19 protein-coding genes are annotated in these 23,911 nt (G+C 63.9%); 8 read left to right on the top strand and 11 right to left on the bottom strand.

The window, feature by feature from the left end:
- Positions 1 to 74: 74 nt before the first annotated feature.
- Complete coding sequence (locus V4R08_RS12965; RefSeq protein ID WP_335579727.1) at positions 75 to 3,236, bottom strand: multidrug efflux RND transporter permease subunit; 3,162 nt, start codon at positions 3,234 to 3,236, stop codon at positions 75 to 77.
- A gap of 6 nt (positions 3,237 to 3,242) precedes the next feature.
- Positions 3,243 to 4,451: an efflux RND transporter periplasmic adaptor subunit gene (locus V4R08_RS12960; protein ID WP_335579726.1), complete on the bottom strand. Its 1,209-nt coding sequence runs from the start codon at positions 4,449 to 4,451 to the stop codon at positions 3,243 to 3,245.
- A 462-nt stretch (positions 4,452 to 4,913) separates the two neighbouring features.
- Here V4R08_RS12960 and V4R08_RS12955 point away from each other — a divergent pair, with 462 nt between their 5' ends.
- The 3 genes from V4R08_RS12955 to V4R08_RS12945 all read left to right on the top strand — a co-directional run bounded on the left by V4R08_RS12955 (position 4,914) and on the right by V4R08_RS12945 (position 7,660).
- Positions 4,914 to 5,978, top strand: a complete 1,065-nt coding sequence (locus tag V4R08_RS12955) for a flagellar motor protein MotA (RefSeq protein WP_335579725.1) — start codon at positions 4,914 to 4,916, stop codon at positions 5,976 to 5,978.
- A gap of 147 nt (positions 5,979 to 6,125) precedes the next feature.
- Positions 6,126 to 7,154 (top strand): peptidoglycan -binding protein, encoded by a 1,029-nt coding sequence (locus V4R08_RS12950; RefSeq protein WP_335579724.1) that lies wholly within the window; start codon positions 6,126 to 6,128, stop codon positions 7,152 to 7,154.
- 44 nt (positions 7,155 to 7,198) lie between these two features.
- On the top strand, positions 7,199 to 7,660 hold the full coding sequence (locus V4R08_RS12945) for a GNAT family N-acetyltransferase (RefSeq protein WP_335579723.1): 462 nt from the start codon (positions 7,199 to 7,201) through the stop codon (positions 7,658 to 7,660).
- Positions 7,661 to 7,770: 110 nt separating this feature from the next.
- On the opposite strand, the gene V4R08_RS12940 is transcribed toward V4R08_RS12945, so the two are convergent.
- Positions 7,771 to 9,654: an ABC transporter transmembrane domain-containing protein gene (locus V4R08_RS12940; RefSeq protein WP_335579722.1), complete on the bottom strand. Its 1,884-nt coding sequence runs from the start codon at positions 9,652 to 9,654 to the stop codon at positions 7,771 to 7,773.
- 151 nt (positions 9,655 to 9,805) lie between these two features.
- Here V4R08_RS12940 and rpmE point away from each other — a divergent pair, with 151 nt between their 5' ends.
- Positions 9,806 to 10,033, top strand: coding sequence for a 50S ribosomal protein L31 (rpmE, locus tag V4R08_RS12935; protein WP_011511916.1), 228 nt, complete (start codon positions 9,806 to 9,808; stop codon positions 10,031 to 10,033).
- A gap of 173 nt (positions 10,034 to 10,206) precedes the next feature.
- On the opposite strand, the gene rcdA is transcribed toward rpmE, so the two are convergent.
- On the bottom strand, positions 10,207 to 10,728 hold the full coding sequence (gene rcdA, locus V4R08_RS12930) for a protease adaptor protein RcdA (RefSeq protein WP_335579721.1): 522 nt from the start codon (positions 10,726 to 10,728) through the stop codon (positions 10,207 to 10,209).
- Between the two features lie 618 nt (positions 10,729 to 11,346).
- On the bottom strand, positions 11,347 to 11,538 hold the full coding sequence (locus V4R08_RS12925) for a DUF1192 domain-containing protein (protein ID WP_335579720.1): 192 nt from the start codon (positions 11,536 to 11,538) through the stop codon (positions 11,347 to 11,349).
- A 133-nt stretch (positions 11,539 to 11,671) separates the two neighbouring features.
- Between V4R08_RS12925 and V4R08_RS12920 the strand changes: the two genes are divergently transcribed.
- Both V4R08_RS12920 and V4R08_RS12915 read left to right on the top strand, forming a co-directional pair.
- Positions 11,672 to 12,670 carry an NAD(P)H-quinone oxidoreductase gene (locus V4R08_RS12920; protein WP_335579719.1) on the top strand — a complete coding sequence of 333 codons (999 nt, stop codon included), beginning with the start codon at positions 11,672 to 11,674 and terminating at the stop codon, positions 12,668 to 12,670.
- Between the two features lie 217 nt (positions 12,671 to 12,887).
- Entirely contained in the window at positions 12,888 to 15,764 is a 2,877-nt protein-coding gene (locus V4R08_RS12915; RefSeq protein WP_335579718.1) for an EAL domain-containing protein, read from the top strand.
- A 245-nt stretch (positions 15,765 to 16,009) separates the two neighbouring features.
- On the opposite strand, the gene V4R08_RS12910 is transcribed toward V4R08_RS12915, so the two are convergent.
- Positions 16,010 to 16,660, bottom strand: a complete 651-nt coding sequence (locus V4R08_RS12910) for a YqgE/AlgH family protein (RefSeq protein WP_335579717.1) — start codon at positions 16,658 to 16,660, stop codon at positions 16,010 to 16,012.
- Positions 16,661 to 16,796: 136 nt separating this feature from the next.
- Between V4R08_RS12910 and V4R08_RS12905 the strand changes: the two genes are divergently transcribed.
- Both V4R08_RS12905 and V4R08_RS12900 read left to right on the top strand, forming a co-directional pair.
- Complete coding sequence (locus V4R08_RS12905) at positions 16,797 to 17,651, top strand: protein-disulfide reductase DsbD domain-containing protein (protein WP_335579716.1); 855 nt, start codon at positions 16,797 to 16,799, stop codon at positions 17,649 to 17,651.
- Between the two features lie 133 nt (positions 17,652 to 17,784).
- A complete protein-coding gene (locus V4R08_RS12900; RefSeq protein ID WP_335579715.1) occupies positions 17,785 to 19,161 on the top strand; it encodes a flippase in 1,377 nt (458 codons plus the stop codon).
- Between the two features lie 34 nt (positions 19,162 to 19,195).
- Here V4R08_RS12900 and V4R08_RS12895 read toward each other — a convergent pair whose 3' ends face one another.
- From V4R08_RS12895 to cysW, 5 genes are all read right to left on the bottom strand, one after another.
- Complete coding sequence (locus tag V4R08_RS12895; RefSeq protein WP_335579714.1) at positions 19,196 to 19,984, bottom strand: 3-hydroxybutyrate dehydrogenase; 789 nt, start codon at positions 19,982 to 19,984, stop codon at positions 19,196 to 19,198.
- Positions 19,981 to 21,177: a DUF3734 domain-containing protein gene (locus V4R08_RS12890; protein ID WP_335579713.1), complete on the bottom strand. Its 1,197-nt coding sequence runs from the start codon at positions 21,175 to 21,177 to the stop codon at positions 19,981 to 19,983. The genes V4R08_RS12895 and V4R08_RS12890 overlap by 4 nt, the downstream gene beginning before the upstream one ends.
- 91 nt (positions 21,178 to 21,268) lie before the next feature.
- Positions 21,269 to 21,775, bottom strand: coding sequence for a CAP domain-containing protein (locus V4R08_RS12885; protein ID WP_335579712.1), 507 nt, complete (start codon positions 21,773 to 21,775; stop codon positions 21,269 to 21,271).
- 222 nt (positions 21,776 to 21,997) lie between these two features.
- Complete coding sequence (locus V4R08_RS12880) at positions 21,998 to 23,047, bottom strand: sulfate/molybdate ABC transporter ATP-binding protein (RefSeq protein ID WP_335579711.1); 1,050 nt, start codon at positions 23,045 to 23,047, stop codon at positions 21,998 to 22,000.
- Positions 23,037 to 23,906: a sulfate ABC transporter permease subunit CysW gene (gene cysW, locus V4R08_RS12875; RefSeq protein WP_335579710.1), complete on the bottom strand. Its 870-nt coding sequence runs from the start codon at positions 23,904 to 23,906 to the stop codon at positions 23,037 to 23,039. The genes V4R08_RS12880 and cysW overlap by 11 nt, the downstream gene beginning before the upstream one ends.
- Between the last annotated feature and the right edge of the window lie 5 nt (positions 23,907 to 23,911).

Genomic DNA, 23,911 nt, shown 5'->3' with positions numbered 1-23,911 from the left:
GTGCGCCTCGCAATGACGTTAAGGGGTTACGGACAATCGTTCGAGGGTAGCCCACTCATCCGGATCGCTCCGCGTTACTCGGCGGCACGCATCGGCGCCGGCGGCCCGTGAATTTCGAGTTCTCCCACCGGCACCAAGCCGCTTTTGTCGCGTCCGAGCACGCGCATCACGACGACGAAGAACACCGGCACCATCAACAGCGCCAGCACCACCACCGCAATCATGCCGCCCATCACGCTGGTGCCGAGCGCCTGCTGGCTCGCCCCGCCTGCGCCTTGGGCGACAACCATCGGCAGCACGCCGGAGACGAAGGCAAGGCCGGTCATCAGAATCGGGCGGAAGCGCAGCGCGCACGCCTCGATCGTGGCTTCCCTGAGCGGCTTGCCCTGCGCGCGCAAATCCTTGGCAAACTCAATGATGAGGATGGCGTCCTTCGCAGCCAGGCCGATGATGGTGACGAGACCGACGGTGAAATAGACGTCGTTGGCAAGCCCGCGCGTAGTCGCCGCCAGCACCGCGCCGCAAATGCCGAGCGGCACCGTCAGCAGCACCGCGAGCGGAATGGTCCAGCTTTCATAGAGCGCGGCAAGGCAGAGGAACACCACCAGCGCCGAGAGCCCGAGCAGGAACGGCGCCAGCGATCCTGACAGCTTTTCCTGCAACGACTGGCCGGTCCACTCGTAGCCGAAGCCGCGCGGCAGGTGGCTCGCAAGCCGCTCGATCTCGGCGATAGCGTCGCCGGACGTAAAGCCCGGCCGCGCCTCTCCGGTGATGCGCATGGCCGGATAGTAGTTGAATCCGACGATCTGGGTGGGGCCCTTCGACCATTCGATCGAGGCGAACGACGAGAACGGGACCAGCCGGCCGCTGCTGTTCTTGACGTTGTAGTTGAGGATGTCGTCCGCAGTGGTGCGGCCGTCACGGTCCGCCTGCACGATCACGCGCTGCATCCGTCCGCGGTTGGGGAAGTCGTTGACGTAGGTCGAGCCGAGATTGGTCGACATGGTGTCGTTGATGTCCTGGAAGGTGACGCCGAAAGCGCTGGCCTTCTCGCGGTCGATCACGAGATTGATCTGCGGCGCCGACGGCAAGCCCTCGACATAGACATTCTTCAAGACCGGACTGGCATTGGCCTCCTTGATCAACTGATCGGTCGCCTGCATCAGCGCCGCGTACCCCTTCTGGCCGCGGTCCTGCAGGCGGAAGCTGAAGCCGGAAGAGTTGCCGAGGTTGTCGATCGGCGGCGGCTGCAGCGCGGTGATCTTGGCGTCGCGCAGCGAGGACAGATCGCGGTTGGTGTCGGCCACGATATTGGCGGCGGACTCCTTCTCAGGCCGTTCCGACCAGTCCTTCAGGGTGATGAACGCTTGCGCCGTGTTCATGCCCTGCCCCGAATAGGCGAAACCGGTAAGGAACGTGACATCCTGAATGCCGGGCCGCTTGGCCAGATATTTCTCGACCGCCTCGACCGCAGCTTCGGTCCGGCCATGGGACGAATCCGATGGCGTCTGCACGTCTGTCGTGATGAAGCCCTGATCGTCCACCGGCACGAAGCCGGCGGGCAGGCGGACGAAGGCCCAGGCCAGAACGCCAACCAGCACGACGTAAATCAGCATCAGCCGTCCGGTCCGCCGCAGCGACCAGCCGACGGTCGAGACATAACGGCCGCGCACGCCGTCCAGCGTGCGATTGAACCAGCCGAACACGCCCTTGCGCGCGTGGCCGTGCCCGGCCTCCACCGGTTTCAGCAGCGTGGCGCACAGCGCCGGCGTCAGCGACAGCGCCATCAGGGCGGAGAAGCCGATCGCTGCGACCACGGTGACGGAGAACTGCCGGTAGATGATGCCGACGGAGCCCGGAAAGAAGGCCATCGGCACGAACACCGCCATCAGCACCAGCGTGATGCCGATGATGGCGCTTGTGATCTGCGACATCGCCTTGCGCGCGGCCTCCTTCGGCGGCAGCCCCTCCTCGGCCATGATGCGTTCGACATTCTCGACCACGACGATGGCGTCGTCGACCAGAATGCCGATCGCCAGCACCATGCCGAACATCGTCAGCATGTTGATGGAGTAGCCCGCGACCAGCAGCACCGAACAGGTGCCGAGCAGCGCCACCGGCACCACGATGGTCGGAATGATGGTGTAGCGGATGTTCTGCAAAAACAGGAATATCACGAGGAACACCAGCACCACCGCCTCGATCAGGGTATGCACGACCTTTTCGATCGAGGCCTTCACCACCGGCGTGATGTCGTAGGGGATATCGTAGGCGATGGTCGCCGGGAAGAACTTCGACAACTCCTTCATCTTGGCTCTCACCGCTCTCGCGGTCGCGAGCGCGTTGGAGCCGGGCGCGAGCATCACCGACAGACCCGCGGTCGGCTTGCCGTTGAGGCGGGTGGTGAACCGGTAGTCCATGCCGCCGATCTCGATCCGCGCCACGTCGCGCAGCCGCACCGTGGAGCCGTCGCGATTGGCGCGCAGCACGATGGAGCCGAATTCCTCGGGCGTGGTGAGCTGCCCCCTCACCAAAACCAGCGCCGCGGTTTTCTGCCCGGCCCTGCTCGGCGGCGCGCCGATGCTGCCCGAAGCCACTTGCGCGTTCTGCGCCGCGATCGCCTTGGTGACGTCGTCCGAGGTTAGATCGTAGCCGACGAGCTTTTCGGGATCGATCCAGACGCGCAGCGAGCGTTCGGTGGAAAACAGCGTGGCGCGGCCGACGCCGGGAATACGCCGGATCTCGCCGATAATGTTGCGCATGATGAAATCGCCGAGGCCGACCTCGTCGAGACTGTTGTCGGTTGAGCGCAGCGTAACGATCTGCAGCGTGTCGCTGGACGCTTCCTCGACCAGGATGCCTTCCTTCAGCACGACAGCCGGCAGGCGCGCCTCGATGCGCTTGATACGGTTCTGCACGTCCACCGACGCCATATCGAGTTGGGTGCCGGGAACGAAATACGCGGTGATCTCGACCTGCCCTAAGGAGTCGCTGGTGGATTCAAAACTGAGGATGCCCGAGGCGCCGTTGAGCTGTTCCTCGATCAGACGCGTGACGCTGTTGTAAAGGTTCTGCGGCGAGGCGCCGGGATAGGCGGTCGAGATCGAAATCGAGGGCGGCGCGATGATCGGATACTGCGCCACCGCCAGCAGCGGAATCGAGATCGCGCCGATCAGACAGATGAAAAGCGCGATCACCCAGGCAAAGACAGGCCGGTCGATGAAGAAAGCCGGCATGATCCGCTACTGCCGGGCGACTGTGGTCTTGCCCGTCAGCGCTCCGGTCTCCCGCGAAGCATCGGCTTCCGCCCACATCACGGTGCGAACCTTGTCGCCGGCCGCGAATTTCTGGAAGCCCTCGACCACGACGCGGTCGCCGGCCTTGAGTCCCTGGCTGACCATCGACAGCCCGTCCTGGACGGAAGCTGTCCGGATCGGGCGCGCGATCACGCGACCGTCGTCCTTGACGACAAAGACCTCGCTGCCGCCGCCGGTGTCGCGCTGCACCGCCTGCTGCGGAACGGCGATCGCATCGCTGTCAACGCCCTGCTCCAGCAGCACGCGGACGTACATACCCGGCAGCAGTTCGCGCTTCGGATTCGGAAATTCGCCGCGCAGCGTCACCTGCCCGGTCGAGGCATCGACCTTGGCTTCGGAAAACAGGAATTTTCCGGGCAGCGGGTAGAGCGTTCCATCGTCGAGCACGAGGCGGACTTTCGCCGCGCCGGGTGCGATGCGCTCCAGTTCGCCGCTCTCGAATGCACGGCGCAGGTTGTTGAGTTCGCCCACCGACTGGGTGAAGTCGGCGTAGATGGTGTCGAGTTGCTGCACCGTCGTAAGGCTGGCCGTCTCGTTCTGGACGACGAGTGCGCCCTCGGTGACCTGGGCCGCACCAACCACGCCGCCGATCGGCGCGCGGATGGTGGTGTAATCGAGATGGAGCCGCGCCCGCTCGAGGTCCGCCTTGCGGCCGGCGACATCGGCCTCGGCCTGGCGCATGTTGGCGATCGCTTTCTCGTTTTCGGCCTCGGAGGTGGCGTGCCGGGCCGTCAGTTTCTCGATGCGCCTCGCATGATGCGACGCCTGCTCGCATACGGCATTGGCCTTTGCCAGCGCCGCCTCCGCCGCCTGCACTTCGACCGCGAACGGTTTTGGATCGATCTGATACAGCGAATCGCCAGCCTTGACCTCGCTGCCCTGCTCGAACAGGCGCTTGGTGATAATGCCGGACACGCGCGGGCGCACCTCGGCAACGCGCAGCGGCGCGATCCGGCCCGGCAGTTCGCGCACCATCGCATGAGGTTTCGGAACCACCGTTACGACGCTGACTTCCGGGGTAATCGCTCCGGTCGAGGCCTCCGCCGTGGCCGGCTCGTCGCAGCCGCCAAGGAGCGGTGACAATCCGGCGAGCAAAACAGCGACGGACGTCAGTCGTGAATTAAATCTTGGCATTGATATCTTGGAACCCCGTGATGCGGACGCACAACCTCGCATTCCGCGAAGCATGACGCCTCGCAGTGTCGTATGCGAATCCGCACGAACTGATGCGTTTCAGATTAGCCAGCAACGATTGCGATGCAATACGCTTTGGCGGCGGCGCAATGTCACACAACGCTATCGTCTTGAAGTCACGTCCGTTTTGCGGATTCACACAGTCGTGAGCCGGGTTCCATACAAATTGAAACAAATTGGTAAGCAGACGCGCGCCTATGCATCCGAGCCGTCGTCCCGAGATGTTCCGTAGACGAAATTATCGGTGGGCAAAACAGCTACGCCACGATTCAAACCCGGTTCGCGTGCACACAGCAACAGCAGGCAAAGCCGCTGGAACGGCTATTTTTTGCCGGCGACGTCGTGCCATAATGCGGCTGGTCTCGACTCTCAGCCTCTCCTAACGGGTAAGCACGCTCACTCATGGCGCAAGGCACGGCCCCCCGCTCCGCACCGGAGATCGAACTGACCAAGCTGTCGCCACCACGGATATTCCTGGTGCGCATGCTGGTGTTCGTCGTGCTGTGTACCCTGGTGCTGGTGATCCTGTACAAGCAGATCGTTTCAGCGTTCTTCGCCAATCCCGGCCTTAACGCGCTGATCGCAGGGGTGCTGGCGGTCGGAATCATTTTTGCCTTCCGGCAGGTGATCCGGCTTTATCCCGAGATCGCGTGGGTCAACAATTTCCGCGTCGGCGATCCGGGGCGGGCTTCCGACCGGAAGCCGCGGCTACTGGCGCCGATGGCCGCGATCCTCGGGGGCGAACGCACCGGGCGGATGTCTATCTCGCAGCAGACCATGCGGCATCTGCTCGATTCCATCGCCACCCGGCTCGATGAAGCCCGCGATATCTCCCGCTACATGACGGGCCTTCTGGTGTTCCTCGGCCTGCTCGGCACGTTCTGGGGCCTGATCGAAACCGTCGGCTCGGTCGGCAAGGTGATCGACGGCTTGAAGGTCGGCGGCGACGCCGGGTCGCTGTTCGACACGCTGAAGGAAGGCCTCGCCGCGCCGCTTGGCGGCATGGGCATTTCGTTTTCGTCGTCGCTGTTCGGCCTCGCTGGATCGCTGATCCTCGGTTTTCTCGACCTGCAATCCAGTCAGGCGCAGAACCGCTTCTATACCGACCTCGAGGACTGGCTCGCCACCACCGTTCGCGAGTATGGCGACGAGACCAGGGCCGATCCGTCGGCCGAGATAAAGACCGCGATCGACCAGCTTCGCGCCAGCGTCGAGCAGGCGGGATCCGGCCACGACACAACCTCCGCAATGGCCAGCCTCGCGGCGGCCATTCAGGGGCTCGTCACCCACATGCGGAGCGAACAGCAGATGATCCGCGAATGGGCCGACGGACAGGGCGAGCAAAACCGCGAGATCAAAAAGCTGCTGGAGTATCTCGCACAACAGCCGGAAGAAGAACTGACAGTCCCGCTTTCCCCGGCCGACGCTTCGCGCTCGACGTCTCCCTTGGCCGGGGGAGAGGCCTAACCGGAGCCTTTCCGCTTCTGACGGAATCAGAAGCGGGGCTTTATGATTTTGATTTGACGCGCTTTCTTCGCGCGAACCGGTATTCGCCCTCGGGTCAAACCCGAGAACATGCTTCGCTCGAAAACGCTACAGCATAAGAGACATATGATGGCCCTTGCACGCGGGCGCCGGAACGAGAGCGGATTCAACTACTGGCCGGGATTCGTCGATGCCCTCTCGACGCTGGTGCTTGCCGTCGTCTTTCTGCTGTCGGTGTTTCTGGTGGTGCAGTTCTTCCTGTCGCAGCAAGTCACCAGCAAGGACAAGGCGCTCGAACAGCTCACCGCCCAGATCGCGCAGTTGAACGATCTGCTGTCGCTGGAAAAACTCGGCAAGATCAGCCTCAGCGACGAGGTTGGCCAGTTGCGCGCGGGGCTGGCGTCGGCGGAGGCCGAGCGCGACCGGGTCAAGGGCCTCTATGACGGCCTCGCCAACGCCGGCAACAATGCCGCCGGCCGCAACACCCAACTCAACAAGGCGCTGGATTCCGAGAAGCAGATCTCGGCCCGCGCGCTGGCGCAGGTCGAGGTGCTAAACCAGCAGATCAGCGCGCTGCGCCGGCAACTGGCGGCGCTGGAGGACGCGCTCGATGCCTCCGAGAAAAAAGACAAGGAGTCGCAGAATCGCATCGCCGATCTCGGCCAGCGACTGAACGTCGCGCTGGCGAAGCGGGTGCAGGAACTGTCGCGCTACCGATCGGAATTCTTCGGGCGCTTGCGCACCATTCTCGGCAACCGGCCGGATATCCGGGTCGTCGGCGACCGCTTCGTGTTCCAGTCGGAGGTGTTTTTCGATACCGCACAGGCGACGCTGCTGCCGGAAGGAAAAGCCGAGCTCGACAAGGTGGCCGGCGCGCTGATCGATCTCGACAAGCAGATCCCGCACGAGATCGCCTGGGTGCTGCGGGTCGACGGCCACACCGACGTCCGGCCGATCAACAGCCCGGTCTTCAAGTCGAACTGGGAATTGTCGTCGGCGCGCGCGATCTCGGTGGTGCAGTATCTGGTGTCGCGCGGCGTGCCGCCGCAGCGCCTGGTCGCCGCCGGGTTTGGCGAATTCCAGCCGCTCGATACCGGCACGACGGAGGAGGCCTACAAGCGCAACCGCCGCATCGAGCTGAAGCTGACGGAACGGTGAGGGCATGATCTCGACAAGCGGGCTTGCGGTTTTCGGGTAAGATCATGCCCCAACAAGAGACCGAGTCGTTCAAACTTCGTCCCTACGCCCCCGCCGACGAAGACGCCGCCATCGCGTTGTGGCAGGCAACGTGGCAGCGGGCCTATCCCGCGATCGATTTCGCGGCCCGCGTGCCGTGGTGGCGCGAGCGCTGGCGCAACGAGCTGGTACCGAACGCCGACATCGTCGTCGCCGAGCACTCCGGCGAATTGGCCGGCTTCGTCACCATCGATGCGGCGGGCTATCTCGACCAGCTCGCGGTCGCCCCCGCGCATTGGGGCGGTGACATCGCCGGCGCGTTGATGGATGAGGCGAAACGGCGGTCGCCGGCGGGAATTACGCTGCTGGTCAACGCCGACAACGAGCGCGCCATCCGCTTCTACACGCGCAACGGGTTCGCGCACGCAGGCGACGACGTCAATCCGACGTCGGGACGGCCGGTCAAGCGCATGGAATGGAAGCCCTGAAGCCTTCCATATCGTCATTGCCGGGCTTGACCCGGCAATCCATCGTTTGAAAAGGTTTTTCAGAGGGGATGGATGCCCGGATCAAGTCCGGGCATGACGCAGCATATGCCTCACACCCCTTCGAACTGCAGCCGCGCCAGCCGGGCATACAGTCCGTTCGCGGCCACCAGCGAGGCGTGTGTCCCCTGCTCCACGATCCGCCCCTGATCCATCACCATGATCCGGTCGCAGGACAGCACCGTTGCGAGACGATGCGCGATCACCAGCGTGGTGCGGTGGCGCATCAGTTCTTCCAGCGCGGTCTGCACCAGGGTCTCGGATTCAGCGTCAAGCGACGACGTCGCCTCATCCAGCAGCAAGAGCGGCGCGTCGCGCAGGATCGCACGGGCGATGGCGATGCGCTGACGCTGGCCGCCGGACAGCGTCACGCCGCGCTCGCCGAGCAGCGCCTCGAAGCCGCCGGGCAAGCGGCGGATGAACTCGGTGGCATGGGCGAGATCGGCGGCACGCTCGACATCGGCGTCGGACGCATCCGGCCGCCCGAAGCGGATGTTCTCGCGGGCGGACGCGGCAAACACCACCGAATCCTGCGGCACCAGCGCGATCCGCGCGCGAATCTCGCGCGGATCGGCCGAGCGCAGCGGAACGCCATCGAAGGAGATGGTCCCAGTGGCCGGATCGTAGAAACGCAGCAGCAAGTGAAATATTGTGCTTTTTCCCGCGCCGGACGGGCCGACGATGGCAACCTTCTCGCCGGCCTTCACCGCCAGAGAGACGCCGTCGAGCACCTTGACCTGCGGCCGCGACGGATAGGCGAAGCTGACGTCGTCCAGCACGACATCGCCGCGCGGCGGCACCGGCAGCGCGCGCGGCGCCGGCGGCGCCGCGATCACCGGCTTGACGCGAAGAAGCTCGAACAGGCGCTCGGCCGCGCCGGATGCGGCGGCGACCTCGCCCCAGACTTCGCTGAGCTGGCCGAGGCCGGTCGCGGCGAACGCGGCATACAGCACGAACTGGCCTAGCCGGCCCGGCGTCATGTCGCCGGTCAGAACGTCGCGCGAGCCGATCCAGAGGATCAGGACCACGCTGGTGAAGACGATGAAAATAATGATCGCGGTCAGCACGGCGCGGGCGCGCGCCGAATTGCGCGCCGCCATATAGGCCTGCTCGACCTCGCCGCCGAAACGGACATCGGCGAGCCGTTCGTTGGTGTAGGCCTGCACCGTCCTGATCCCGCCGACCAGTTCGGAGGCATAGGCCGTGGCTTCCGCAAGATTGTCCTGCGCGCTCCGCGACAAGCGGCGCACCCAGCGTCCGAATGCGACCAGCGGCAGCACGATCAGCGGGATCGCCGCCAGCACCAGGAGGGACAGCCGCGGGCTGGTGATGACCATCATCGAAGCCGCGCCGAGGAACAGCACCACGTTGCGCAACGCGACCGATATCGAGGAGCCGACCGCGGACTTGATCTGGGTCGTATCCGCGGTCAGACGCGAGACCAGTTCGCCGCTGCGGGCGGTGTCGAAGAACACCGGCGACAGCGAGATCAGATGGGCGAAGACGTCGCGCCGGAGATCGGCGACGATGCGCTCGCCGGTGGTTGTCACCAGAAAATAACGCGCCGCGCTGGCGCCGGCGAGGACGGCCACGACGCCGATCATCATGCTGAAGTAGTTGTTGATCATCGCGACGCCTTCGGACGTGAAGCCGAAGTCGATGATCCGGCGTACCGCGAGCGGCACCACCAGCGTCGTCAGCGCGGCGACGACCAGCGCGACCAGCGCCAGCAGCGCCCGTCCGCGGTAGCGGGCGATATAGGGCATGAGCGCAAGCAGCGGGCGCAACGGGACACGGCGGGCGGCGCTGGTCGGCGGCGCGGTCTGATCGGCCACGGCAGGTTCGGCCGCTGCGACTCCGGCCTTCGGAGCGCTATCGGGCGGCAGCGCAATGGCCGCGGCCTTCGAGGTATTCTCACGCACTTCTACCGAACTCATCCGCCTGACCACGCTATTGCTGATGGAAAGCACCTAATAGGCCCCGCTGCCCGCGCTGGCAAATGCGCAGGCGCGGCTTGTCCGTCAACCCTTGGTGCGATATAGAGCGGCCCAAATCTGCCGAAAACTCTTCGCATCGCAAGGACAAGCCATGAAAGCCGAAATTCACCCCGATTATCATACGATTAAGGTCGTGATGACCGACGGGACGGAATATATGACCCGTTCCACCTGGGGCAAGGACGGCGACACGCTGAACCTCGACATCGATTCCAAGTCGCACCCGGCCTGGACCGGCGGCTCCCAGCAGCTCCTCGATCGCGGCGGCCGCGTCTCCCGGTTCCAGAAGAAGTTCTCGGGCTTCCTCAAGAAGGACTGAGCGGTTTCAGGTTGCGGGTTTTCAGAACGCTTCCGCCACGCGAGAGCGTTTTCGCCGCACTTGAGCTTTCGCCGAACCTGGGTTCTCTGGGCTTGAGGCGTCAACCCGGGACGTCAGGATTTCCGGACGATACGGCCGAAACCTTCTCAATGGCCTGTCAGCCTCAATGCCTGTCAGCCGATCTGGCGCTCGAAGGCTTCCCTGAGACGGTTGAGTTGCGGCACCAGCGGATTGCCGGCCGGTCCCCGCTCGGCGGCCGGCGCATGGATGGTGGTGTCGAGACGGCGCACCCGCGTCTGCAAGTTCATCGACCGCGCGATCAGGTCCTGCAACGGCCCGGGCAGTTTCCCGACCATGTCCTGCGAACCGGGATCGGCCGCCGTCAGCTTGACCCTGGTCTTTTCGCGGTTGGCCTGCGCCAGCGTCATCTCGCCTTCCTTCACGGCGCGATGCAGCAAGAGCCACGATGCGAGCTGCATCAGCCGCGTGGTCAGACGCATGCTTTCGGTCGCATAGGTCAGGCTGATGGACCGTTCGAGCGCCCTGGCGTCGGTGCGGCCGTCACCGTCGAGATAGGCGGCGGTTTCCTCGACCAGATCCATGCCCTCCCGGAACAGGGCGGTAAACGCGGAAGAGCCGGCGAGATGCTCGCTGAACTGGACAAGACCGGTGTCGCAGACCGATGGATCGGACATGGTTCACGCCTCACACAACTAGATCACGATGATTTTGGATCGAATCGATCCAAAATCATCGTGATCGATTCCAATATTTGAGAAGCGGGATGCGGGCGGAAAACCGCTCCACACTTTTCCTCATCCCGCTCCAGAGCATTTTCCGGCTCAGTGGCATCCGGTTCACGTCAAGAAAATGCTCTCAACCAATACTTGCGCATATTCTGATCGCAAAACCGGTATCCACTTTTGCGGAATACGCGCTAACGCCGCTTGCCGGCTTTTTCGGGCGCCGGCTTATCTTATGATGAACAAATCATTGCCTGCCCGACGGCGGGAGTCCAGCGAAGGTGTCCGCAAAGGTTAATTTATACGGCGCGCAACGCTGTCGCGGGCGGATGACGCAAAGCAAAAAAAGTCGCAAAGCAAAAAAAAGCCGCCGTTTCCGGCGGCCGAAGTTGATAACAGGGAGGCGTCAAACAGAGTGGACAGGAAGCCACTCGGCGTCCAATCAAGGACATCCCAGTCATAGTCCAGAAAGCTTAATCAATCGTAAACGAACGATTATCTTCAGCTTTCGTTTGCAATTTGGGCAACGCGGTTCTGTCTTCCCCTCTCCTTGAGGAGGCGCAAAATTTCTCAGGATTTGAAAAAGCTGTCGGCGGCGTCCTTCGAGGCGCGCTTCTTAACCTCTGCGGAGCGCAGGCGCTCGATCTCGGCCGTCAGCAGCGCGATACGCTCGCCGAGTTCCTCCACCGAGAGCAGCGAAAGATCCTGTCCGATTTCGTGGGCGATCTTTTTCTTCGGCTTGTCGTCATCCTCGATGGCCATGCATCCTGCCCCCGCTTGTGCTCAACGGTCCATGATTGACACGTTTTCTTGACGCGAACCGGTGCCCGCTTCGCTTGAAAACGCTATAATCGGGGACCTCGTCGAATTTCCCGCGTTTTGCCGGTGACAAACCATGGAAAAGCTCCCTGAGCAAATGACCGTGATCGGCATCGACAGGCCCGGCGGCCCCGAGGTCCTGGTGCCGGAAACCCGCCCGGTTCCCGCACCGGGTCCGAACGAAATTTTGATCAAAGTCGCAATCGCCGGCGTGAACCGGCCGGATGTCATGCAGCGATCCGGAACCTATCCGCCGCCGCCCGACGCCAGCGATCTGCCCGGCCTCGAAGTCGCCGGCGAGGTGGCGGCGCTCGGCGCAGGCGCGAGCAAATACAAGCCCGGCGACAAGGTGATGTCGCTGGTCTCCGGCGGCGGCTACGCACAATACTGCGTCGCGCATGAATCGGTCGCGATGCCGATCCCCGCCGGGTTGTCGATGCTCGAAGCCGGCGCCACGCCGGAAACGCTGATGACGGTGTGGCACAACGTGTTCGAGCGCGGCGCTTTGAAGGCCGGCGAGACGCTGCTGATCCACGGCGGCTCGTCGGGCATCGGCACCATGGCGATCCAGCTTGCAAAGGCCTTCGGTGCGAAGGTGATCGTGACCGTCGGCTCAAGGGACAAGGCCGACGCCTGCCTCGGGCTCGGCGCCGATCATGCCGTCAACTACAAGACCCACGATTTCGTCGTAGAGGTGAAGGCACTGACCGGCGGCACCGGCGCCGATCTCATCCTCGACATGGTCGGCGGCGACTACATCGAGAAGAATTACGACGTCGCTGCGATCGAGGGCCGCATCGTCCAGATCGCGTTCCTCAATGGTGCGAAGGCAACCGCCAATTTCGCCAAGCTGATGATGAAGCGGCTGCATCATACCGGTTCGACGCTGCGGCCGCGCTCAGTAGCCGACAAGGCCGCGATGGTCAGCGCCATCGAGGCCAGGGTGCTGCCGCTGATGCACGAGGGACGAATCAAGCCGCTGATCGACAGCAGCTTCCCGCTCGAAAAGGCGGCGGACGCGCACCGGCGGATGGAAACCGGCGCACATATTGGCAAAATTGTGTTGACGGTTTAGACCCCTGCGAACCTGCTAAAGCCTATAATTTCCTTCGCAATTATGTCATCTATCGCGCGCGGCCGGCGGGTTCGGCGAAGGCGGACGGCGGCTTCGCGCGAATTCGCTTTCATTCTGTGACATCCAGCGTCGTCTTGCAGCGTCGTGTTGGCGCGGGTCCCGATTCGTCTCGCGCGCAATGCGGCGGGAGTGTCTGTTGAACGTGGGGGATTTGACATTGCGTCCGGTCAGGTGGCTTGCGTGTCTCGCGCTGGCCCTCATGATTTTTGTCGCGGCATCGCCGGCACGCGCGATCGACGCCGTCAGCGTCCGCAGCGACGCGCCCGCAATCGACCTCACCGCCGTCCTCGATCATCAGCACAGCGACTCCGACCGCATTCAGGTCTCGACCGCGCCGGGCACCGACGGCATCGTCCGCCGCGTCGAGGTGCGCGCGCGCGAAGGCGGCCAGAACTGGGTGGTGTTCGCGCTCGCCAACAATACCGACGATCAGCTCGACCGCCTGATCGTGGCGCCGCACTATCGCCTGGTGTCGTCGGGATTGCTCTGGCCGGACCTTGGACAATCGCGCATCGCGACCATCACGCCCTCGACCGGCGATCGTCCGGAGCGGCAGGAGAGCGCCACCGCCGACGTCTTCCGCGTCACGCTCGATCCCGGCGCCGTCATTACTTTCGTCATGGAACTGCGCACCGACAAGCTGCCGCAGCTCTATCTCTGGGAACCCGACGCCTACAAGGACAAGATCAATTCCTTCACCCTGTATCAGGGCATCGTCATCGGCATCTCCGGGCTGCTGGCGTTGGTGCTGACCATCCTGTTCGTGGTCAAGGGCAGCATCATGTTCCCCGCCGCCGCCGCGCTAGCCTGGGCCGTGCTGGTCTATATCGGCGTCGATTTCGGCTTCTGGGGCAAGGTGCTGGACATGTCGGCCGGCGCCGAGCGGATCTGGCGTGCCTCGGGCGAGGCGATGCTCGCGGCAACGCTGCTGGTGTTCCTGTTCGCCTATCTCAATCTCAACCGCTGGCACGTCCGCTATTCGCACATCACCCTGGGCTGGCTCGCGTTCCTCGGCTCGCTGGTGGCGCTGGCTTTGTTCGATCCCGCGGTCGCCTCCGGCATCGCGCGGATGTCGCTCGCGCTGATTGCCGTCTTCGGCTTCGGGCTGATCGTCTATCTCGCGATTCACGGCTTCGACCGTGCGGTGTTGCTGATCCCGACCTGGTTCCTGCTGGTGGTGTGGGTCGGCGCCGCCGGAATGACCGTTGAAGGCTACGTCACCAACGACATCGTCGGCCCGTCCCTGCTCGGCGGCCTCGTGCTGATCGTAATGCTGATCGGGTTCACGGTGATGCAGCACGCTTTCGCCGGCGGCGGCGCCATCGCCGGCGTGGTGTCGGACGTCGAGCGCCGCGCGCTGGCGCTGACCGGCTCGGGCGATCTGGTCTGGGACTGGGACGTCTCCGCCGACAAGGTCTTCACCAGTCCCGAGACCGAAAGCCTGCTCGGCCTGAAACGCGGCACGCTCGAAGGCCCGGCGGCGAGCTGGCTGGAGGTGCTGCATCCGCTCGATCAGGACCGGTTCCGCGCCGCGCTGGACAGCGTGCTCGATCAGCGCCGCGGACGGCTGGTGCAGGACTTCCGGCTGCGCACCCCCGACGGCCACTTCATGTGGTTCGCGCTGAAGGCGCGCCCGGTGGTCGGGTCCGACGGCGAGGTCTCACGCGTGGTCGGCACCCTCACCGACGTCACCGAGGCCAGGAAAGCCGAGGAGCGGATGCTGCACGACTCGGTGCACGACAATCTGACCGGCCTGCCCAACCGCAAGCTGTTCATCGACCGCCTCAACGCGGTCGCGACCTTCGCCAAGACCACGCCCAGCCTGCGGCCGACCCTGATGGTGATCGATCTCGACCGCTTCAAGCAGGTCAATGATTCCGTCGGCGTCGCGGTGGGCGATTCGATCCTGCTGACGCTGGCGCGGCGGCTGACGCGTATCCTTAAAGCCCAGGATACGCTGGCACGGCTCGCCGGCGACCAGTTCGGCCTCATCCTGCTGTCGGAGCAGGACCCGGCGCGCATTACCGCGTTCGCCGAAACCATCCGCAAGACCATCCGCGCGCCGATCGCCTTCAACGACCGGGAGATCTTCCTGACCGCATCGATCGGGCTCGCGCTGAGCGACCCGCAGACGCAAGTGACGGAGGAGATCGTCAAGGACGCCGAACTGGCAATGTACCATTCCAAACGCATCGGCGGCGATCGCATCGACGTCTACAAGCCGGCGATGCGGGCCCGGAAAACCGACCGGCTGACGCTCGAAGCGGAGTTGCGGCGCGCCATCGAGCGGCGCGAAATCGCCATCCTCTACCAGCCGATCGTCCGGCTGGAGGATCGCGCGATCGCCGGATTCGAAGCGCTGGCGCGCTGGGATCACCCCAAGCTCGGGCGAATGGCGCCGGACGAGTTCATCACCATCGCCGAGGAAGCCGGCCTGATCGTCGATATCGGCGCCTTCGTGATGGACCAGACCGCGCGCCAGCTCGCGGTCTGGCAACGCGCCATGCGGTCCCAGACGCCGATCTTCGCCAGCGTCAACGTCTCCTCGCGCCAGTTGCTACGGCACGACCTGATCAACGACATCCGCGCCGTGCTGTCGCGCTCGTCGATCGCTCGCGGCACGCTGAAGCTGGAACTGACGGAATCGCTGGTCATGGAAAATCCGGAACATGCCGCGCAAATGCTGCAACGGATTCGCGAACTCGGCGTCGGGCTGGCGCTCGACGACTTCGGCACCGGCCATTCCTCGCTGTCCTATCTGCAGCGCTTCCCGTTCGACACCATCAAGATCGACCAGTCGTTCGTCCGCACCACAAGCCGCGGGACCCGGCCCGTCATTCTCAAGTCGATCATCGCGCTGGCGCACGATCTCGGCATGGATGTGGTCGCCGAAGGCGCCGAGACCGACTCCGATGCGGTGGAACTCTATCAACTGGGCTGCGAATACGCGCAGGGCTTCGCCTTTGGCGAGCCGATGGACGCCGATGCAACGATGCGGCTCCTGGCCCAGGAACGGCTTGAAGCAGCGAACTAGAGCGTTTTCGAGCAAAGTGGATACCGGTTCGCGTCAAGAAAACGCGTCAAATCAAAATCATAGAGCCCCGCTTCTGATTCCGTCAGAAGCGAAAAGGCTCTAGACTGCCTTGCCCGAGTTCGTTCAGACTCCGTCATTGCGAGCGCAGCGAAGCAATCCAGTGCCGTGAACTCAGACTGGATTGCTTCGTCGCTTCGCTCCTCGCAATGACATGGAAAAAGCCAGTCAAATTCAAATCTGCCCGCTCAGGCGTGGCCGGCCTCGTTCGACAACATGCCGGGGTCGATGCCGATCTTGTGCAGCGCGCGGGCATATTTGTCCTCGATATCGCGGCCGAAGATCAGGTCCGGATCGGCCGGGCAATGCAGCCATCCATTGTCCTGGATTTCCGTCTCGAGCTGGCCCGGCGCCCATCCGGCATAACCGAGTGCCAGGATCGCATGTTTCGGGCCGGCGCCTTTCGCAATGGCTTCCAGAATATCCAGCGTCGCTGTCAGGCAAACGCCCTCGTCGATCGGCAGCGTCGCATCCTCGATGAAGAAATCGCTCGAATGCAGGACGAATCCGCGGCCGGTTTCGACCGGGCCGCCCTTCATCACTTTCATCGCCTCGGCGGTTTCCGGCAGCTTGATGCTGTCGGATCTCTTGATGATATCGAGCTGCACCAGCAGATCGGTGAAATCGAGGCTTCCGGCGGGCCGATTGAGGATGATACCCATCGCTCCCTCGGACGAGTGCGCGCAAACGTAGATCACGGAGCGCGCGAACCGCTCATCTTCCATGACCGGCATCGCGATCAGCAACTGGCCGTCCAGATAGCTCTGGTCCGGAACGCCGGTGTCCGCGTCGTCAGTCTGGCGACGGCCCGTGCCGGGCCTTTTTCGCGCTGCACCCATCAGCAAATGACCCTCATGTTGCCTCCATCCTGATATTGGATGCCTGTTCTGTCAATCAACCTCCCCGCCGCCGCCAAACACCCGGATCACAAGCAATTCAATGGTTTGGCGCGGCACCAGCCGGTAAAGACATCGCATGATCACTAAGGTTCCCCTCCACGCGGTGCCCGGCGTTGCGGTCGCGTTGCTGGCCTGTGCGCTTTCCTGTGCGCTTTCGACCGCTGCGACGGCCGAGGATGCCTCGCCATGGCAGCAGGGCAGCCACGCCGCGGTCCGCCTGCTCGCGGGCTCGCGCAGCGGTGCTGTGCTGCTCGGCGGCGTCGCGTTTCAGCTCGAACCGGGTTGGAAAACCTATTGGCGCACGCCGGGCGACTCCGGCGTGCCGCCGCGTTTCGATTTCTCCAAGTCGGACAACATCGACGCCGTGACCGTTCTGTGGCCCGCGCCGTCGAAATTTCCCGATGGCGCGGGCGGACACTCGCTCGGCTACAAGAATCATGTCGTGCTGCCGCTACGCATCGTCGCCACGAATGCCGACAAGCCGATCACGCTCCGCGCGACCGTCAATTTCGCTGTGTGCGACAAGCTGTGCATTCCCGCCGAAGCCAGCATGGAGCTTGCTTTCGCCAGCGTCGCCAGCGCGGAAGACAGCGCGCTGGCCGCGGCGCTCGATACGGTGCCGAAGCCGGCCCGGATCGGCGATCCCAACCCGCTGACGATCCGTGACGTCAAGCGCGAGGGACAGTCCACCGTGACGGTCGATGTCGCAAGCGCGAGTCCCAAGGACGACGTCAGCCTGTTCGTCGAAGGCCCGACGCCGGACTGGGCGCTGCCGATTCCGACGCAGCTCAATCACGCCCCGCGCGGCGTGAAACGGTTTTCGTTCAAGCTCGACGGCCTGCCGGCGAACACGAGCCCGGAAGGCGCCGCCCTGAAATTGACGCTGGTAGGCGGCAAGCAGGCCTACGAATTCAATACCAATCTGCAATAAAGCAATAGAGCGGCTGCAACATACGATCCGACTTCATCCATCGCCGATGATCGCGCGACGCCCAACCGAATCTTAATGAATCGTTGCTAGGTCCGGATCGTGGCACGCTTCCCGCGTTCACGAGGATTTCGCCGTGGCCGTAACGGACACCCCAACCGCACCTGCGAGGCGATCGTCCGGCCTGATCGGGCGGTTGCGCGCAACGCTGGACGGCTCGAACGAGGCTTCGCTGACCAAGCGCCTCGCCGGCACGATCTTCATCATTCGCGTCATCAGCGCCGGCCTCGCCTATGTCGCGCAGATCCTGCTCGCGCGCTGGATGGGCGGCTCCGACTACGGCATCTACGTTTACGTCTGGACCTGGGTGCTGTTGCTCGGCAGCATGATGGACTTCGGCACCTCGGCCTCCGCGCAGAAGATCATTCCGGAATATCGTGCGAGCGGCGACGACGCCCGGCTGCGCGGATTTTTGAGCGGCAGCCGCTGGATGACATTCGTCGTGTCTTCTCTGATTGCGCTGCTGCTCGCATATCTCGTGACGACGCTATCGCCAAGGCTCGACCCGGCGAGCGTCATGCCGCTCTATCTCGGTTGCCTGATACTGCCAGCCTTCGTGGTCGCCAACATGCAGGACGGCATTGCGCGCTCGCACGACTGGATGCGACTCGGGCTGATGCCGCAATTCATTGTGCGGCAGTCGCTGATCATCGGCTTCACGGCTGGCGCGTTCGTGCTCGGCTTCCGTCTCGGCGCCACCATCGCGATGCTGGCGAGCGCGGCCGCGGTATGGTTCGCCATGATCGGCCAGATGATCGTGCTCAACCGCCGGCTCGGCACCGTCATTACACCGGGACCCAGGGCCTATGATTTCCGCGGCTGGCTCTCGGTCTCGCTGCCGATCCTGCTGGTCGAAAGCTTTTATCTCTTGTTGTCCTACACCGACGTGCTGGTGTTGCAGCAGTTCCGCTCCTCCGAGGAGGTCGGCGTTTACTTCGCCGTCGTCAAGACGCTGGCGCTGGTCTCGTTCATCCACTATGCGATGTCGGCGACGACGGCGCACCGCTTCACCGAATATCACGCGGCCGGCGACCGCGAGCGGCTCGCGGCCTATGTCGCACATGCGATCAAGTGGACGTTCTGGCCGTCGCTCGCCGCGACGCTGCTGCTGCTCGCGCTCGGCAAGCCGATGCTGTGGCTGTTCGGCCCGCAATTCGTCACCGGCTACAGCATCATGTTCATTGCCGCGATCGGGCTCGTGGTCCGCTCCGCGATCGGCCCGGTCGAGCGGCTGCTCAACATGCTCGGCCACCAGCACGCCTGCGCGGCGGCCTATGCGCTGGCCTTCGGCATGAACGCCGCGCTGTGCTTCGCGTTTGTCCCGCGCTACGGCGGCCACGGCGCCGCCGCCGCCACGTCGATATCGCTGGCATTCGAGACGGTGCTGCTGTTCTGGATCGTGCGCCGCAAGCTCGGACTGCATGTGCTGGCGTTCGGGAAGCGGCGGGGCTGATCGAGGCTCTCCCCGAAACGCAATGCCTCGTCGCCTACTCCGCCGTCCAGCCGCCGTCGATCGACAGGTTGCTTCCGGTGATCTGGCTGGCATCGTCGCCGCACAGATAGAGCGCCAGGGCGGCAACCTGCTCCACGGTGACGAACTGCTTGGTCGGCTGCGCGGCGAGCAGCACGTCGTTGATAACCTGCTCCTTGGTCATGTCGCGCGCCTTCATGGTGTCGGGGATCTGCTTCTCGACCAGCGGCGTCCAGACATAGCCGGGGCTGATGCAGTTGCAGGTGATCTTGTGGGTCGCAAGCTCCAGCGCCACCGTCTTGGTGAGGCCGGCGATGCCGTGCTTGGCGGAGACGTAGGCCGACTTGAAGGGCGACGCCACCAGCGAATGCGCCGAGGCGGTGTTGATGATGCGGCCCCAGCCGCGCGTCTTCATGCCGGGAACGGCGGCGCGGATGGCGTGGAACGCCGACGACAGGTTGATGGCGATGATCGCGTCCCACTTCTCGACGGGAAACTCCTCGATCGGCGCCACGAACTGGATGCCCGCATTGTTGACGAGAATATCGACCGAGCCGAAGGTGGTTTCGCCGAGCGCAATCATGCCGGCGATCTCGGCAGGCTTGGTCATGTCGGCGGGCGAATGGACCGCCCTGACCTTGAACTCGGTCTCGATGGCGGAGCGCTCCTTCTCGATGTCGGCCGGCGCACCGAACCCGTTGATCACGATATTGGCGCCGGCGCCGGCGAAGGCGCGGGCATAGGCGAGGCCGATGCCGCTGGTCGAGCCGGTCACGACCGCGGTCCTGCCTTTCAGGTTCGTCATTCTGTTCTCCTGTCCGATTCAGATGATGTGCCCGAACTGTGCGACGGCTGGCCATAATCCTCGGCGGTGAGGTCGTAGGTCACCATGGTGTCGCCGGCCTGCGGACGCCGGAGCCACTCCGGATGACGCATCGAGAGATCGACGTCATGTTCGCCGGAGGACCAGTGCTCGGTCATGTTGAGGCGCGAAAAATCGTAATCCTTCAGCGAGGCCTCGTAATTCTTGCGGCGATAGATCAGGTGAACCACCGTGACGGTGTTTTCCCTGGCCGCGCGCCTGAGGAATTGGACCGAAGGATCGTCCTCGAGATCGGCCGGCAGTTTCGAAATCAGGTCGCGCACCGCCTTGCGCGCGTTGTGGATCTGCTTGTTCTTGTCGGTGTTCATGCGGGTCCGGCTGGAGTAGCGAATGTCCTTTTCGCGCTCGGCGGCCTCCAGCAGCGTGGTCGGCAACGGCCCGCGCGCGCTGAACAGATCGACCTGAAAGATCAAAAGATCGGACGCGGCCCCCTGATCCAGCACGTAATCCAGCGGCGTGTTCGAGGCGATGCCGCCGTCCCAGTAGTATTCGCCATCGATCTCGATTGCCGGGAAACCGGGCGGCAGCGCGCCAGATGCCAGGATATGCTCGGGACCGATCTTCTGCCGGGTGTTGTCGAAATAGGTGAAGTTGCCGGTCGCGACATTTACCGCGCCGACGCTGAGCCGCGTCGCCCCGCGATTGATGCGGTCGAAATCCACCAGCCGCTCCAGCGTCGCGCGCAATGGCGCGGTGTCGTAATAGCTCAGGGATTGCGGGTTGGCCGACGGCCAGAACTGCGCCGGCGGAAGGCGCGGCGTGAAAAAGCCGGGCACACCGAATGCCGCGATCATGGCGGCGCTGGTCTCGCTGAACAGCGAATGCGCGCGGTTATCCGGCAGCATCGCCTGCAATGGGGCCGGCGACGAGGCCAGTTCCCAGAATTCCCTGAGACGTTCGACGCGCTTGTCGCGCGGGTTGCCCGCGATGATCGCGGCGTTGATCGCGCCGATCGAGATGCCGGCGACCCATTCCGGCTCGAAATCGTGCCGGCCGAGCGCCTGATAGGCGCCGGCCTGATAGGAGCCGAGCGCGCCGCCACCCTGAAGCACCAGCACGCACCGCGCCCGCGCCGGTATTGCCGATGAAGCCGGTTCGGGGGACATGGAATCCATCAGACCCGCAAGTCAATTGCCGCAGGCCTACCGTGGCGTCGGTTCGCGCTCGCGTCAATCAGCGCAGAGCTGACCGCGTATCACGCAACGGTTATCGCTCGTCGGTGGAAGCCAGAACCAGCGCCCAGAACACCTTGTATTTGGTGCCCGGAGCATAGGTCGCGGCAATGCCCAATTTTGTGACGCCGTTCTTCAGCATATTCGCCCGGTGGGGGGGCGAATCGCGCCAGCCCGAGAACGCCTCGGCGAGGGTGTGATAGCCGGCGCCGATATTCTCGACCGCCAGCGTCGCCGGATAGCCCGCCGCCGCCAGCCGCTTGGGCAGCTTCCCGGCCACGTCGTGATCCATCTTGTTGCGTTTGGCCATCGCCATCGATTGCGTTTCGGCGACCTGCATCAGTTCCGGATCGACCGTCACCGGGCCAAGGCCGTTATTGGCGCGATAGCCGGAAATCATCGACGCCGCGACAGCGGAATCCAGCTTGGCTCCGCCGTGGGCCATGTCGAGATAGAACGCCGGCTGCTCCGGAGGCGGCTTGTCCGCGGCGCATCCGGCCAGAGCCAGAAGGCCGAGAATCGCGGCAAAGGTGCGGATCATTCTCGTGTCCCGAATCCGAAGTTCGCCTCACTGCGCTGCGCCCTCCGTAGCGAACTTCGGATTCAAAAGGACACGAGCAACTTATATTTGCTAGTGGTCCTTCGATTTCTAACATTCGCAAGAAGACGCGCTGAAACGAGATGCGAATGTTAGAATCGGACCGCTAGTTCCCCAATCAACCGGAGTTGTTGCATACCAACCGTGGCTGAAAGGTGAACGATCTCACCTCGGGTCCGCGAAAATGCGGTAGCGCCGGGGTCGCAGGCCGACGACCTCGCCATCGCGAAGCTCGCGGTCGCGCGGCGCGTCGATTTCAACGATGGTTTCGCTCCGGCCGTCGGACACTGCGATATCGGCCCGCTGGATCGGACCGAAGGTCCGCACCCGCCGCACGGTTCCTTCGAGACCGCCCCAGCCGGGCGGACTGATCTGCATGTCGTGGCGGCGAACGAACAGTTTCGACGGCCCCGAACTGCCGTGCTCCGCGGCGATATTCAGCGGCGTGTCGCCGAGCCGGACAAAGCCGTCATCAACATCGACCGGCAGAACGATCGACTCGCCGATAAAGCCGTGCACGAACGCCGTCTGCGGATTGTCATAGACATCGCTCGGCGTTCCGATCTGCTCGATGCGCCCCTTGTCCATCACCACCACGCTGTTGGCGACTTCGAGCGCCTCCTCCTGATCGTGGGTCACGAAGATGGAAGTGACGTTGATTTCCTCGTGCAACGAGCGCAGCCACGTCCGCAGCTCCTTGCGCACCTTGGCGTCGAGCGCGCCGAACGGCTCGTCGAGCAACAGGACGCGCGGCTCGATCGCAAGCGCGCGCGCCAGCGCGATACGCTGACGCTGGCCGCCCGAGAGCTGGCCCGGGTAACGGCCGGACAGCCAGTCGAGCTGGACGAGGTCGAGCAGTTCCTTGACGCGCGCGCGGATGCCCGCTTCATCCTTGCGAACGGCGCGAGGCTGGACCCGCAAACCGAATGCGACGTTCTCGAACACCGTCATGTGGCGGAACAGCGCATAATGCTGGAAGACGAACCCGACGTTCCGCTCGCCTGCGCCGCGCGCCAGCGCGTTCTCGCCGTCGAACGAGACATCTCCGGAATCCGGCCAGTCGAGCCCCGCGATGATGCGCAGCAGCGTGGTCTTGCCGGACCCCGACGGCCCGAGCAGCGCCATCAGTTCGCCGTGCGGAACCTTGAGATCGACATGGTCCAGCGCGGCGAAGGTCCCGAACTTTTTCACGATATTGCGGACTTCAATGGTCACTCGGTCGTTGTCCTTCGTCGAGATTTCGTTCCAGAACGGTCTTCGCCACCAGGGTGACCAGCGCCAGCATGGCCAGCAGCGAAGCGACCGCGAACGCCGATACGAACTGATATTCGTTGTAGAGGATTTCGACCAGCAGCGGCATGGTGTTGGTCTCGCCGCGGATGTGACCGGAGACGACGGACACCGCTCCGAATTCGCCCATCGCGCGGGCATTGCAAAGCAGCACGCCGTACAGCAACCCCCACTTGATGTTCGGCAGCGTGACGCGGAAGAATGTCTGCAACCCCGAAGCGCCAAGCGACAGGGCCGCCTCCTCTTCCGCCGTCCCCTGCTCCTGCATCAGCGGAATCAGCGCGCGCGACACGAATGGAAAGGTCACGAAGGTCGTTGCCAGCGCGATGCCCGGCAGCGCAAACAGAAGCTGGATGTTGTGGTCCTGCAACCATGGTCCGACAAAGCCCTGCGCGCCGAACAACAGCACGAACACCAGACCGGAAATGACCGGGCTCACCGAGAACGGCAGATCGACCAGCGAGATCAGGAGCGTCTTACCGCGAAACTCGAATTTTGCGATCGCCCAGGCGGCGATCACCCCGAAAAATAGATTGAGACCGACCGAAATCGCCGCGACGATCAGCGTCAGCACGATCGCCGACTGCGCTTCGGGATCGGCAAGCGCGGCGAGATAGGCGTGCGCCCCTCTGGCGAATGCTTCCGCGAACACGATCGCCAGCGGCAACACGATGAACACCGAAAGAAACAGGATGGTGAGGCCGATCAGCAGACCGCGCACCCAGCGCGGTTCGGAGCGGGCGTCGGTGCGCTCAAGCGGAATCGCGATCGCGGTTTCGGACATCGGCG

Source organism: Nitrobacter sp. NHB1, from assembly GCF_036964665.1.
In the GTDB taxonomy this organism is placed as follows: Bacteria; Pseudomonadota; Alphaproteobacteria; order Rhizobiales; family Xanthobacteraceae; genus Nitrobacter.
This window is presented reverse-complemented; position numbering and strand designations above follow the sequence as displayed.